General features: G+C 35.6%; 10 protein-coding genes. 6 read left to right on the forward strand and 4 right to left on the reverse strand.

Annotation, left to right across the window (positions count from 1 at the left end):
• Positions 1-186: 186 nt before the first annotated feature.
• The 4 genes from B3C18_RS06470 to B3C18_RS06485 all read left to right on the forward strand — a co-directional run bounded on the left by B3C18_RS06470 (position 187) and on the right by B3C18_RS06485 (position 4986).
• A complete protein-coding gene (locus B3C18_RS06470) occupies positions 187-777 on the forward strand; it encodes a TetR/AcrR family transcriptional regulator (RefSeq protein WP_291144182.1) in 591 nt (196 codons plus the stop codon).
• Positions 778-854: 77 nt separating this feature from the next.
• Entirely contained in the window at positions 855-1304 is a 450-nt protein-coding gene (locus B3C18_RS06475) for a PaaI family thioesterase (RefSeq protein WP_291144185.1), read from the forward strand.
• A 341-nt stretch (positions 1305-1645) separates the two neighbouring features.
• Complete coding sequence (locus tag B3C18_RS06480) at positions 1646-3454, forward strand: T9SS type A sorting domain-containing protein (protein WP_291144188.1); 1809 nt, start codon at positions 1646-1648, stop codon at positions 3452-3454.
• Positions 3455-3495: 41 nt separating this feature from the next.
• Positions 3496-4986: a hypothetical protein gene (locus B3C18_RS06485; RefSeq protein WP_291144191.1), complete on the forward strand. Its 1491-nt coding sequence runs from the start codon at positions 3496-3498 to the stop codon at positions 4984-4986.
• A gap of 639 nt (positions 4987-5625) precedes the next feature.
• On the opposite strand, the gene B3C18_RS06490 is transcribed toward B3C18_RS06485, so the two are convergent.
• Positions 5626-7107, reverse strand: a complete 1482-nt coding sequence (locus B3C18_RS06490) for a DUF1254 domain-containing protein (protein ID WP_291144194.1) — start codon at positions 7105-7107, stop codon at positions 5626-5628.
• A gap of 170 nt (positions 7108-7277) precedes the next feature.
• On the reverse strand, positions 7278-9422 hold the full coding sequence (locus tag B3C18_RS06495) for a catalase (RefSeq protein ID WP_291144197.1): 2145 nt from the start codon (positions 9420-9422) through the stop codon (positions 7278-7280).
• A 313-nt stretch (positions 9423-9735) separates the two neighbouring features.
• On the opposite strand from B3C18_RS06495, the gene B3C18_RS06500 reads away from it, so the two are divergent.
• Both B3C18_RS06500 and ligD read left to right on the forward strand, forming a co-directional pair.
• On the forward strand, positions 9736-10176 hold the full coding sequence (locus B3C18_RS06500) for a hypothetical protein (RefSeq protein WP_291144199.1): 441 nt from the start codon (positions 9736-9738) through the stop codon (positions 10174-10176).
• Positions 10163-12724, forward strand: a complete 2562-nt coding sequence (gene ligD, locus B3C18_RS06505) for a DNA ligase D (protein WP_291144202.1) — start codon at positions 10163-10165, stop codon at positions 12722-12724. The genes B3C18_RS06500 and ligD overlap by 14 nt, the downstream gene beginning before the upstream one ends.
• On the opposite strand, the gene B3C18_RS06510 is transcribed toward ligD, so the two are convergent.
• Both B3C18_RS06510 and B3C18_RS06515 read right to left on the reverse strand, forming a co-directional pair.
• The gene (locus tag B3C18_RS06510) at positions 12721-13497 is read right to left on the reverse strand and encodes a Ku protein (protein WP_291144206.1); all 777 of its coding nucleotides are present in this window, start codon (positions 13495-13497) and stop codon (positions 12721-12723) included. The two genes, ligD and B3C18_RS06510, sit on opposite strands and share 4 nt — an antisense overlap.
• Positions 13498-13651: 154 nt before the next feature.
• The gene (locus tag B3C18_RS06515; RefSeq protein ID WP_291144209.1) at positions 13652-14881 is read right to left on the reverse strand and encodes a PQQ-dependent sugar dehydrogenase; all 1230 of its coding nucleotides are present in this window, start codon (positions 14879-14881) and stop codon (positions 13652-13654) included.
• Between the last annotated feature and the right edge of the window lie 206 nt (positions 14882-15087).

Consider the following 15087-nt stretch of genomic DNA (forward strand, 5'->3'; position numbering starts at 1 on the left):
TTTTACTATTTTTAATTGAAAATAATTGTTCTGTAAACTTTCCATTTTACAAGAAATACTAAGATACTAAATTTCAATTTTTAGAGATTGAAACCAAATCACAATAATCTCATAAAAAATAATTGCATAAATCTATTCAAAAATTATACCGATTGGTATATATTTGTATAACTAAATCATTTCAAGATGAGTAAAGCAGAAAAAACAAAGCAATTTATAATAGAAAAAACCGCTCCCATCTTTAATACAAAGGGTTACAGCGGTACCTCTATAAATGATATGACCACCGCAACGGGTCTTACTAAAGGAAGTATTTACGGAAATTTTGAAAATAAAGATGAAGTTGCCATCGCTTCTTTTAAGTTTAATGTGAAAAAGCTTCACGATGTTTTGAGTCGGGAAATCGAAAAACAAAGAACTTTTAAAGAAAAATTGTTGGTTTATCCGCGTGTTTATGCCAAATACCAAAGTCTGGACGTAACACTTGGCGGCTGCCCAATTTTGAATACTGCCATAGAATCTGATGATACACATCCGGTTCTTAAAAAATATGCTGAGAGAACGCTGATTTATTGGAAAGAAAAATTAATGTACCTCATCGATCAGGGAATTAACGCAGGAGAGTTTAAAGCAAAATCGATAAACACTGAAAATACGGCTTTAACCATAATTGCATTGATTGAAGGCGGTATGATGATTAGCAAATTAACGGGAAATGATAACGATTTATCTGCGATAATGCTTTCGCTTTATAAAATTATCGAAGACTTAGAATAAAGCAATACTCAACGATTGCTTTTTTTATACATAAAAATATACCGATTGGTATAATTACTAATTTTAAATTTATAATAATGAAAACAAAAACAAGATTAGAAGTATTGCAAGATCACATTGGCGGAGAATTTGTGCTTTCACCTTCTCCATTTATGCTTTGGATGAAACCTATCGTTGTTGTAGCTGAACCTGGAACAGTAACTTTTAAATATCACATTAGAGAAGAAATGACCAACCCAATTCGATCATTACACGGCGGAGTAACGGCAGCAATTGTAGATGATTGTATTGGTGCAACGTTATTTTCGCTTGACGAGGAACATTTTTACACTACAATAAACCTGACTATTGATTACTTCGCTCCTGCTCATTCCGGAGACAATATTCTGGCTAAAACTTCTATAATAAAAAAGGGGAAACAATTCGTGAATGCGCAATGCGAGATTTGGAATGAAACCGAAACAAGGCTAATTGCCAGAGGATATTCTAATCTCTTTAAAACCAATGTAGTCAAAAAAGTTCTTTAATATCGATTCACTTTTATAAGACAAGGGCGTAAAATGGAAATTATATAAAAATTGTAGGAAATTATGTAAAAATTTAAGTTATATAGAGTCTAAATTTGAGTATAGTAAATTTCTTAAATATTTGATTTATCGTAAGTATTAAGTAAGTATTTTTCTAGTTAGTAAACTAATTAACGCAGCTTTTATTTACAATTAAATTAATTTCAATCGTACTTTACTTTCCGTGTTTTATAAAAGTGAATTCTTAATCATGCAGTGAGGAAACAGCAACTATTTGCTGCAGGCGGAAATATATAATTAAGGGTTTCAAGAGCATCTAATTTTTAACTAAACTAAAAATTATGAAAAAGTTTGCCTTATTAATTTATATGATTTCTATTCAAAGTTTTGGACAGATTTATGTTGGCGCCAGTACTCCCGTTTATGTAAAAAACCAAGTTCTTTACGTGGGGCAGACTATGAATTTAGCCGCAAATTCAAACTTATATCTGCGTAATTTATCCCAATTGGTTCAAGGTACTACAGGAACTTCGACAAATGTAGGAACGGGAATTATTTCTGTTTATCAGGAAGGAAGCGCAGATAATTTTGACTACAATTACTGGTGTTCTCCCGTAGGTGTAAATGTGGCGGCAACCGGAAACCGAAATTTTGGGATTACATTACTGAACAGACCAACAACCTCAACGGCTTCGACTGCTGCAACCATTCTTCCGTTAGCCAATTATGACGGAATCGCGAATCCGCTTTCTATTGCCTCCCGATGGATTTATAAACTGACGAATGCCAATAGTTATTCGCAATGGGTTCAGGTGGGAACTACAACTACACTGGCACCCGGTGAAGGTTTTACCATGAAAGGAACCAGCGGATCTGACGCTGTAGATCCGGAAGGAACTGGAGCAAATAATCCCGGCGGAACTGGCGCACAGCGTTATGATTTTAGAGGAAAACCCAATGACGGAAATATTACCGTTACTGTTGGCGCAGCCAATGCTTCAACCTTAACCGGAAATCCGTATCCTTCTGCATTGCATTTAAATGCTTTTTTATTAGATCCGTTAAATAATGCCTGTACAGGAATTGCGTATTTCTGGGAACAGGATAAAACTACAAATTCACATTTAATTAAGGCTTACAGAGGCGGATATGCCACTTATTCACCCGGAAGTTTAGGTTCAAACGGTATTTATGTTCCTGCCACTTTTAATAGTTATAATGGTGATGGTTCGTTAAATACAGTTGGTACTTCGTCTGGGCTTATGCGTCAGCGTAAATATTCGCCTATTGGACAGGGTTTTGTCATTAAAGGCGCTGCCAATGGAACGGTGACTTTTAGAAATTCATATCGAATATTTTATAAAGAAGGCGCAGGTTTGTCGCAATTTGAAAAACCCGCAAGAGATAAAACCACCGCTAAAACCGAAGAAACAGCTAAAACTGAAAAAACGGAAGAATCAAATGATATTCCGCACATCAGAATAAATGCCATTATCAATAACGAATTTACCAGACAGCTGGCTCTTGCTTTTTTACCAGAAGCTACAGACGGTGTTGACAGAGGTCTTGACGCTGTAAGTATGGACAATTTCCCCAGCGATACTTTCTTTTTGATGGAAGGAAAAAATTATATCATAACAGGTACTAATTTTGACATTACCAAGCAAATTCCTTTAACCGTAAAGGCCGAAGCCAGCACGACTCTTAAATTTTATATTCCTGAGGTTATCAACTTCGATCCTGCACAAAAAATATTTTTATATGATGCTTCTGATGCTTCTTATCATAATATTAAAACAGGGAATTATGAAGTTACAATTCCGGCGGGCGTTTTTCCTGATCGTTTCAAAATTACTTTCACAGATAAAACACTGGGTACAAATGAAGAAACTAAAACTAATTTTTTCATTATGCAGGACAATTCAAGTCGTTTATTAAAAGCTTCAAATCCTGATTTCATTCGATTTAAATCATTTTACCTCTATGATATGGCTGGTAAAACGGTACAATTTAAAGAAAATCTGGGTGCCGAAGAAAGCTATAGTTTCTCTACTTCCGGCTTAAGTTCCGGAGTTTATATTGCGACCTTCATCACTGTTGATAATGAAAAAATAGCTCAAAAAGTAATCATTTCTAATGCAGGAAATTAATAATGTTTTTATTGCCTTTCAACTATCTAAAACCTGAAATCATGAAAAATACAGCCTCAAAAAACCACAGAACATTATTACTACTAGTTTTTATCTTTTTATCATTTATTGCAAATGCCCAAGTCGGAATTGGAACTACTACTCCTAATGCCAGTTCTGTATTAGATATTACCTCGACTACTCAGGGTATGCTGACTCCCAGAATGACTACTGCCCAAAGAGCTGCTATAACAACTCCTGCCGATGGTTTAATTGTTTATGATACTGATTTAAAAGCGTTTTACTATTATTCTTCGGGTACAACATCATGGTTAGTGGTGAGCAGCGGTGTAAATCCCAGATTAAATTTTAAACGTATTCGATCTACAGATAATTTAGCAACCGTTCTCGCAGCAGAGTTGACTGCAGGTGGAGGAACAAAGTATCAGTTAAACACAAATACATTGTATGAAATAAATGGCACTGTAACGTTCAATTTTCCTATCGATTTAAATAATGCTTATGTACACGGTTTAGACTCTAATGAGGATATTATTCTTAGAACAACAGGAAATATTTTTGAAGGCGCGACAGGCGGAAATATAAAAAATGTTACCCTTAGAGCAGCAAGCGGAAGTGTTTTTAACCTAAGCGGAGCGGCAACTCAAAATTTAGTTTTTAGAGATTGTATCGTTGCCAACTCAACCAGTGTAGGGACTATATCTGGTTTTGGATTGGTTTTTCTTAGTATTGTTCAATTTGCAGGAAATACAACTGGTATCACTTACAATAATATAACACAGCTTTTATTAAGTAATCAGGGCTGGTTTAGTACTAATGCAGGAACCTACGAAAAACTAACAGGAACTTTTACATTAGTAGAAAAACAAGGTGGTTTTAGCCAGGTTGACGGTACTGCGATAGGATTTGATGTTTCAACAAGCGGACTTACTATTACGGGAGACGCCGTATTAGAATCTGTTGTTTTTACCGGTACTAATACAACAGGATATGTGAAAGGCTATACAACGGGCTCTTATACAGGATATAATTTTACTAATGCATGGACAGTCAGAGCTGCTGGAATCCCTACAGAAACAGATGCAAATGCTGTAGGCGATCTTTCTATGGATTATACTGTTGGAAACGGACTTGGAGTTAGTTTTACCAATAACCTCAACCCAAGTAATATAGTAAAAGTAGGTTCTGGAACTCCTTTGACAACCTATTCGAATTTATTTAGATTTTCAACTGACAATGTAAATAGATTACGTTATCAGGGAAAAAAGAAAAGAATCTTTCAAATAGGAGGATCTATTTCTTTTCAAGTGCCAGGAGCAGGTACTTATATTATTTACATTGCAAAAAACGGAACAGTAATAACCCAGTACAAAATTTATGGAAGAGGGCAAATACTTAATGATATTGTGGTACTTCCCATAAATGCATCAGTAGAATTAGTAAATAATGATTTTATTGAAGTTTTTGCGCAACGTTATACAGGAACTAATGGAGATATCGTTGTTCCAAATATGACGCTCATAATTAAATAATTTAACCAATTTGTTTAAAAAATGTAGTCCCTACGGGACAATAATATTGGGGAATGCATTTTTTTTCTACCGATCTGAAACTCCTAACGGAGTTTTTTTATTATAACAAATTTCAAACATTTTTCTACCCACCAGAAACTCCTAACGGAGTTTTTAAATTCTAATGCATTTCTGCTAACGTAAACTTCGTTGGGAGTTTCCGGTTGGCAGAAAAAACAATACCAATCACTGCAAAATTGCTCCATAGGGCTACAGATCACAAACTCTAATAAATTTTCAAGAAGTAACCTCCGTTAGGAGTTTCATATCGATAGAAAAAAATACCAATTACTGCAAAATTGCCCCATAGGGGCTACAGATAGGAAACTCCTAGCGGAGTTTTTTTAAATTCTAACAAATTTCCAATGAAGTAAACTCCGTTAGGAGTTTCATATCCGTAGAAATAAATTCTAATACATTTCCGCTAACGTAAACTCCGTTAGGAGTTTCATATCGGTAGAAAAAACCAATATCGACCACAGAAAAATTGTCCCGTAGGGACAACATCTCATTAAACATACCAATCAAATATCAAAAAAGAGGCTGACTCAAAAATATGAGCAGCCTCTTTTTTATAATTCATAATTAACCATTAACAATTCACAATTCCTCAAAATCCCCAGGTTTCCAGCTTCCGTTAAAAGCACCCGCTTCTGGGCCGTAAATTCTAATATAAGCAAACCAGCCTCTGTTAGGGAGTGTTTTTATCCATTGTCCTTCTTTTCCTGCCGGAGCTTTTGGACCAAAATACAAATCGATACTCTTTCCTCCTATTTTATCTTTCAATTCAAATAAAGAACGAAGAGCCGCTTTATTCTGATCTGTAATAACCTGACTTCTAGTAAGAGCATCATAAATAGTAACCGACCAAAAAAGCTTCGCAGGAACAGGCGTCGGAATCGTAAGTTTATATGTTTTCCCACCATCTACATATTTTCCTGTGCCGTCTTTAAGCCCAAGCCAGTACAACGACCCTGAACCTTCTTTTCTGCGAAACATTGAAGGAGAGGCTCCAATAGCCTGATAAAACCATGTTTCGCGACCATCAAGATCTACATAATTTTGGGTATTGAAGTCTCCGTCTTCAAATCTTAAGCCAACCCATTCCCATTTTCTGTCATTCCATACCACTTTATCAGGGCGGCGGTCGGCAAACGATTGTACTCTCATTTGCGCATTTGCTATTTTCGCCGCTTTTTCGAGTATTCCTTTCAAACGTGCATCAGGTTTAAAAGGTTTTCCTTTTATAATACCTAATACGGCAAGTTCTCCGTAATAATTTCGATACCCATCATAAGCAGGTTCACGCTGAATTACATCATTAAGCGCTTCCCAGTATTTAAAATTATTTTCCCATGCAACAGGCGTTGTATTTTGAGGTTTATCTGTAAGCTCCAGCCAGGAAGGTTCTTTCCAGTCGGCTCCTTTGTTTAACGGATATACTTTTACCGTTTTAATGCGTTCCATTGCCGCTTTTACATCACCGCCTACAGGAAGCGAACGTATTCCAACCGTAAGATTATTGGAGGAAGATTTCCAGACATGATATCCAGAACCCGGAACTGAACCTTTATAAGCAGGCGGCAGTAATAAATGTTTCCCGCCATTTCCTGCATCTGGCCCCGGAATTCCCATATCGGCAACCCATCGCTGGTTTACGTCCATTGCAACCACAATAAGCGGACCTTTAGGCACATCAATAATCATTGGCTCTTTAGACAAATCTATTGGAATTGGCCCATACGGAGTATCAGAATTTAATGTAAAACCTATTTGTCCCGGTTTAGTGTCCAATGTTCCAAATGAGCTATTTGGGATGATTTTAATAGTGTCATTTCCTTTTACCAAACCTTCACCTGAAACTGTTGGATAGAAAAATTTATAAGCTTGTATTGCTCTGTTTAAATCAGCATCATCATATGCTTTTTGTATTGTTTTTTCTGTTGGATAACCTCCAACAAACTCATAACCGTCTGAACTGGAAGCTGACGAATTATTATCTGAAACTGCAGTATCAGATTCTTTTTTACAGCTGCTTAAAACTAGAAGAAGCAGGCTTAGATATAGAAATAACTTTTTCATAAAAATGGTTTTTTTTCGTGGTTTAAGGAACAACTAAGTTACAATATACTAAGAGCCAAAATCTTACAAACAGGTTTCAAGTTATAATTTGAAACCTGTTTACTTTTATTCCACAAAAAAACCATTCAAATTAATGAATGGTTTCAGCATATTTTATGTAAATGAATTTGTTAGAGCATCTTTTCTCTTTCCCAAAAACGATGTCTTCCTAAAGCTTTTATAAAAGAAGTATTTAAAGCTTTGTCAGCAACGTTATTACTAATTAAAACTCCTGCATCTTTCTCTTTTATATCACTGTTCGTTTTTATTATTTGAATTCCTTCGGCTTCAGCTGCAATAAACTTACAGTGATTATAGGAATCATTTATAAATTCTTTTACTTCTTTGATTCTTGAAAGTTCTTTAATTCCTTTTCCTCCCGGAATAAAAACTCCGTCAAAAAGTACCGAAGCTGCAATTTTATAAGTTTGATCCACCGGAATTTCTGTTCCGTCTTCGGATACAATTGTTCCTAAATGCGGTGCAATAATTACTGCTTTTGCACCTGCATTTTGAAGCGCCGTTTTCATTGCTTTTACTGATGATGCATTTACGCCTTCTGCACATAAAAAAGCAATCTGGCGTGTTGCAATAGTATTCGAGATCGTTGGATTTTTCAGCATACTCAAAGCATCTGAATTTTTAATGCTTTGTTTCACTTTTGTTGGTTCGTGATTGCCTTTATCATCAGCGCCAACTCCATGATTGATGGGTTTTTCGATATTTTTTGGAACCGGAATTCCTAAAGATTTGGCCACTTTTGCTGCCAGATTACCATCAACTTGATTCAGCAGTCCAAGCATTCTTTCTCGAATCGCAACAGTTTCAAGCTTACCCAGTTCAAAAGATAGCGCGTTTGCAATATGATCTTGTTCTACAGGTGTCTGGCTATTATAAAAAAGTACCGCCTGACTAAAATGATCTGAAAAACTTTCGCTTCGTTCTCTTATTTTATGCGCATCTATTCGCTCATTAAAACTGGCAAAACCTCCTTCATCAATTTTTGCCTGAAAAGGACATCCTCCTCCCAGAGAATTAGGATGATAACTTACTTTGCCCACCGCAATTTCCTGACGCATGTGTCCGTCACGTTGGTTGTTGTGCATAGGTGCAATAGTTCTGTTAATGGGTATTTCATGAAAATTAGGGCTTCCTAATCTTGATAATTGTGTATCCGTATAAGAAAATAAACGGCCTTGTAATAACGGATCATTTGTAAAATCAATTCCCGGAACTATATGCCCCGGATGAAATGCAACCTGCTCTGTTTCTGCAAAAAAATTGTCGGGGTTTTTATCCAGCACCATTCTTCCAATAATAGTTACAGGAACCAATTCTTCCGGAACTAATTTTGTTGGGTCTAAAAGGTCAAAATCATATTTATGTTCGTCGCTTTCCGGAATAATCTGAACGCCTAATTCCCATTCCGGAAAATTACCGCCATCAATCGCTTCCCATAAATCCTGTTTATGAAAATCGGAGTTTTTACCCGATATCTTTTGCGCTTCATCCCAGGCAACAGCGTGAGTTCCTAATTTTGGTTTCCAGTGAAATTTTACAAAATGAGATTCGTTTTGTGCATTCACAAATCTAAAAGTGTGAACTCCAAAACCTTCCATCATTCTTAAACTTCTGGGAATCGCCCTGTCGCTCATTACCCACATAACCATATGCATGGATTCTGGCATTAAAGAAATAAAATCCCAAAAAGTATCGTGTGCAGATGCCGCCTGTGGAATTTCGTTATGCGGTTCTCCTTTAACGGCGTGAATTAAATCAGGAAATTTCATGGCATCCTGAATAAAAAATACCGGAACATTATTTCCAACTAAATCAAAAATACCTTCCTGAGTATAAAATTTTACAGCAAACCCGCGAACATCCCGCGCTAAATCTGTTGATCCTCTTGAACCTGCAACTGTTGAAAACCTAACAAAAACGGGAGTTTTTACACTTGTATTGTTTAAAAATCCAGCTTTGGTATATTTCTCCATGGTTTTATAAAGTTCAAAATAACCATGAGCACCAGAACCTCTTGCGTGAACGATTCTTTCCGGAATTCGTTCGTGATCGAAATGGGTTATTTTTTCTCTAAGAATAAAATCTTCCAGAAGAGATGGGCCTCTTTCTCCGGATTTTAAGGAATTATTATTATCATTAATCTTAACACCCTGATTAGTGGTCAAAAACTGATTTTCTCCATTCGATTTATTCAAGTCTAAATCTCTTTGTTTTCCGTCAGCATTATCTTGGTTTGTTTTCTTTGAATTTTTCATTTTTTTTCTTGATTTAAAATGTATTGGTGACTTAATAAATGGTCTATTTCAATAGAGGAATTTTAGCAGAAATAGGTAAACAAAGTTAGAAGGCTTTTCATGTTAAATATTATACGATTCAGGTTCAGGGTTATAACATTCGTATTACAACAACCATGATAATCAATTATTTAATCCTATAATTATATAATTCCGAAATCTAATCGTATAACTAAAAAAGGTGTTTCTAAAAGTAATTTTGAGTAAGAGCCAATTATTAAAAACATCATACATGATTTTATATGTCATTATACAATTACTTATAGTTTCAATTATGGCAACATCGGCCATGACGTGGTTTAGTTATGCCATGTCAAACAGCTTTAGAGAATTGTATAAAGAGCCGGTGCTTTTGACTTATGCTATTGATAAAATGAAAATAGAGCTCTCACCGCAGTCAAAAAAAACCTGGGGCTGGTTATTGCACTACATAATCGGTTTTTTGTTTGTTGTAGGATATCATATTATTTGGGTAAAGGACATAATCCCAATTTCACCGTTAAGCGCTCTTATATTAGGAGTTATAAGCGGTGTAGTTGGCATAATCAGCTGGATAATTATTTTTAAGATGACCCACCATCACCCCCCAATTGATTTTAAGGGTTATTACATTCAGCTGTTCTTTGCCCATATAATTTTTACCATTGTCGCCACGGCGCTCTACTCTGTTACGTTAACACTTTTAATATTAGCAAACGCTTATGTCACTGTCTAAATACAATGAAAAAAGAGATTTTAAGCAAACACGTGAACCAAAGGGAAAAATTGCAAAATCGGCAAGCGAATTGATTTTTGTCGTGCAAAAACATGCGGCCTCACATTTACATTATGATTTTAGATTAGAAATGGATGGCGTACTTAAAAGCTGGGCTGTTCCAAAAGGCCCTTCATTAGATCCCGAAGTGAAACGTCTTGCAATGATGGTAGAAGATCATCCGTACAGTTATAAAGATTTTGAAGGAACAATTCCCGAAGGAAATTATGGCGCGGGAAATGTTATTGTTTGGGATAACGGAACGTATACTTCTGACGAAAAAACGGCATCAAACGAAAAACAATTACTGGCAGATTTAAAAAAAGGACGTTTGAGTTTTATCTTAAAAGGGAAAAAACTAAAAGGCGAATTTTCATTAGTAAAACTTCATGGAAAACAGGAAAATGCCTGGCTGCTGATCAAAAAACAAGATAAATATGCCACTGATGCTGATATTTTAGATAAAAACAAATCGGTTATTTCTAAAAGAAGTTTAGAAGAATTAGAGAAGAAATCTGAAAAACAAATTGCAAAAACAGAAGCTGTAAAAAAAAAGCCTAAAGCTAAGCCAGTCGAAGTTTCTTTTGTAAAACCAATGCTCGCCAATACGACCGAAAAACCTTTTGATGATGAAGAATGGGTTTTTGAAAATAAATACGACGGTTATCGCACAATTGCTGTTATTAATCCGAATGAAGTAGATTTATTAAGCAGAAATAAAATTTCGTTTAATGAAAATTTTAAAACTGTTGCAGACGAATTAAAAAAGATCGATCATACCGTAATTCTGGATGGTGAAGTCGTAGTAGAAAATGATTCGGGAAGAGCCGATTTTCAACTTCTTCAAAATTATCTTAAAACAGGAATTGGAAACTTAAAATATTATGTTTTTGATCTGCTCAATTTAGATGGAAATTCAGTAACAGAATTATCTCTTTTGGATCGAAAAGAACTGCTCAAAATCTTATTTAATAAATACGATTTTACAAATGTTTTTTATTCTGAACATACTATTGGAGACGGAATTAAACAATTTGAAAATGCCCGAAAAAACAATAGCGAAGGCATAATTGCGAAGAAAGCAGACAGCACATATTCTGTTGCCAGCAGAAGTAATAACTGGCTTAAAATTAAAATTTCGAATGAGGAAGAAGCCATAATTATTGGAATAACGGAACCGAAAAACTCCCGAAAATATTTTGGTGCTATTCTTCTTGGGCAATATAATGGAAAAGAACTGAAATACATTGGAAAATGCGGAACGGGTTTTTCAGAAGAGGTTTTAAAGGAACTTTATACGAAGTTAAAACCGTTATTTCTAGACAAATCTCCGCTTAGCGAAAAAGTGCCGTTACGAGATAAAATTCAATGGGTTAAACCCAAAGTAGTCTGTCAGGTAAAATATTCAGAATGGACGCAGGACAATTATTTAAGACATCCGGTTTATCTCGGATTACGAATAGACAAAAAAGCCAATGAAGTTGTTTTCAATGGCAAGGACAATAGCAATGAAAATCTCAAAAACAATAACAAAACTAACCTCAAGCAAAATAAAATGGAAGATTTAAAAGAACACAAAACCGAAAACGATTACGACTTAAAAGTTGGAAAAACCACTTTACATTTAACGAATCAGAACAAAGTCTATTTTCCTGACGACGGTATTACAAAAGGCGAAATTGTTCAATATTACAATGAAGTTTCATCACTTATGCTGCCCTATTTAAAAGATCGTCCGGAATCTATGAACCGCTTTCCTAACGGAATTAATGCGCCGAGTTTTTACCAAAAAGATATTGATCTGGATAAAACTCCAAAATGGCTGAAAACCAAAAAAATCTTCTCAGAATCGAATGAAGAAAATATAGATTATCTTATTTGTAATGATAAGGAAACATTGCTTTATATGGCAAATTTGGGTTGTATAGAAATGAATTCGTGGAATTCGACCATAAAAAACATTCACAATCCCGACTGGCTTGTAATGGATCTGGATCCGGCAAAAGAAGATGATTTCAATATAGTTGTTGAAACTGCACAAGTTGTAAAACAAGTTATGGATGAATTAGAAACGGAATGTTTGTGTAAAACTTCGGGAGCTACGGGGCTTCATATTTATATTCCGCTTGGCGCGCAGTACGATTATGATTCGATTAAAATTCTGGGTGAATTAATTGCCAAAGAAGTTCAGAAAAGGCTTCCGGACATTACAACAATTGAGCGAAGCATCAAAAAACGAGATAATAAACTTTATATCGATTATCTGCAAAACCGCCGCGGACAAACTTTGGCTGCGCCTTATTCTGTTCGTCCTAAACCTGGCGCAACAGTTTCAACACCTTTAGAATGGAGTGAAGTTACTACTAAATTACATCCGTCACAGTTTACCATTAAAAATGTATTACAGCGATTTGAGAAAAAAGGGGATTTATGGGAACCTGTTTTATCAAAAGGTGCCAATATTAAAAAGATAATCAAGAAATTAGAAGAGAAACAAGAAAGAGTCTAAGAGGACTTTTTCTTTGTTTCCAAACTCGCTTTTAGCATCGACATTAAATCGTCGCTTTGTTTGCTGTGCACCACTTTAAGTTTTGGTGTTTTGGCCACTTTTCCTTTGGCTTTCTTTTTAATTATATCCAAAAGTTTGGCTGTATATTCATCTTTAAAACCTGTAATATCAAATTTCTCAGTAAGCTGATCGATCAATTTTTCAGCCATATCCATTTCTTTGGTGGCTTTTTTAGAAACCGGCGGCAGTTTTAATTCGTCTGTAGCCCTGATTTCCTGTTCAAACCGAATTCGGTTTAAAACAATGACATTTTTGTACGGTTTTAAAATGGCAAGACTTTCTTTGTTTCGCAAAACAAAACGCGTTACGCCTACTTTTCCTGAAGCTTCAAGCGCATCACGAAGCAATCCGTAGGCATTCATAGCGCCTTTATCCGGTTCGAGATAATACGGCTGTTCGTAGTAAATACTTTGGATTTCTTTTTCGAGAACAAAACTTTCAATAGCAATTGTTTTGGTTTTAATGGCATCTGCGGCTTCAAAATCTGAATCTTCTAAAATGACATATTTGTCTTCGATTTTATAACCTTTTACGATGTTAGCAAAATCAACTTCTTTACCCGTATCTTCATTAACACGTTTGAATTTAATATTGGCGTGGTCCTTTTTATCCAGCATATCCATATCCAGACTACTCTCCTGCACCGCCGAAAACATTTTTATTGGAATATTAATCAATCCAAAACTCACTGAACCTGTCCATATTGATCTCATAACTATTTCATTTTTATTGACTTTAAAATTAAATCACAAACACTGATATAATTTTATAACATTCATCAAAATGTTTTACAAAATAACGACCAAAAAAAACGGCGCATAAAGCACCGTTTTTTATAATTAATAATTCACAATTAACAATTGATAATTATTTCTTATCTATTTTATAAAGTCTTCCCTGATCTGTTACGGCATACAAAGCGCCATCTGCACCTTGTGTAATATCTCTAAAACGCTGGCCTTCGCTAGCCAACAATCTTTCTTCTCCCACTACTTTATTATCTCTAATAACAAGTCTCGCAATATGTGTGGCGCTTAATGAACCTATGAAAAGATTATTTTCCCATTCCGGTACACGATTTCCTGAGTAGAAAGTCATTCCGCTAGGCGAAATCACAGGATCCCAGTAATAAACCGGCTGTTCCATTCCGTCTTTTTGCTGAATAGCATCGCCAATTGGCTGTCCGCTATATTCAATTCCGTATGTGATAGTTGGCCAGCCATAATTTGTTCCCGCTTTTAAACGGTTGATTTCGTCACCGCCTCTTGGTCCGTGTTCACTCTCCCAGATTTCTTTCGTAACCGGATGCATAGCAAGTCCCTGCGGATTTCTATGTCCGTAAGTATATATTTCAGGCAATGCGTTTGCGCCGCCAAAAGTTGGATTTCCCGCTGCAGGCTGTCCGTCTTTTGTAATTCTGACTACTTTTCCAAGACTTGCCGTTAAAGATTGTGCCAAAGGTCGAGTCTGCAATACCGAACGTTCTCCCGTACTTACGACAAGATTTCCGGTTTGATCAAAAAGAATTCTTCCGCCATAATGTAAATCACTTGGATTTGCCGGACTTGAACGATAAATTACCGTTGCATTTTCGATAGTTTTTTCATCGTTTGAAAGTTTTCCTTTTGCAACAGCAGAAATATTTCCTCCTGTTACGGCTTCAGAAAATACCCAATAAATCATTTTGTTTGTTGCATAATCAGGATCAAGGCATAAACCTAATAAACCTCCCTGATTCGCAGGATTTACAGCTGGTAAACCTGTAATTGGCGCGCTCACCACTCCGGCAGTTGTCACGATACGTAATGTTCCTGTTGTTTTTTGAGTAACCAAAAGTCGGCCGTCTGGAAGCACTTTCACGCCCCACGGACTTGTAAGCGCCGATGTAATGATTTCAGATTTAAATTCTGTATTGGTAGTCATTCCACTAATTCTGGTTTGTCCGGCAAAAGCAGGTTTATATTGAGTATTTGCAGGATTTGTTTCTACAGGGTTCGTTACGGTTCCGCCTCCATTTTCAGGATCATCATCGTTGTTATTGCAACTAAAGGCAAATAATGCACTCGAAAGAATCAAAATGTACTTTAAATTTTTCATCGTAGATATTTATTAAATTAATTTGGGTTATAACTCCAAATATCTAAAATAAAAATTCAAAAATTTTACATAATTTAAGATAAGACTTACAGAATTTTTATTACTAAAAACTTTGTATCTGGCTATCACTATCATTCCATAGGAATGTTTCGTTGGTAGAAAAAAATAATGATAATTATTTGATTTTACGTTCCATAGGAACGTTT

Origin of the sequence: Flavobacterium sp. UBA7680, assembly GCF_002482975.1 — a bacterium.
Classification (GTDB): Bacteria; Bacteroidota; Bacteroidia; order Flavobacteriales; family Flavobacteriaceae; genus Flavobacterium.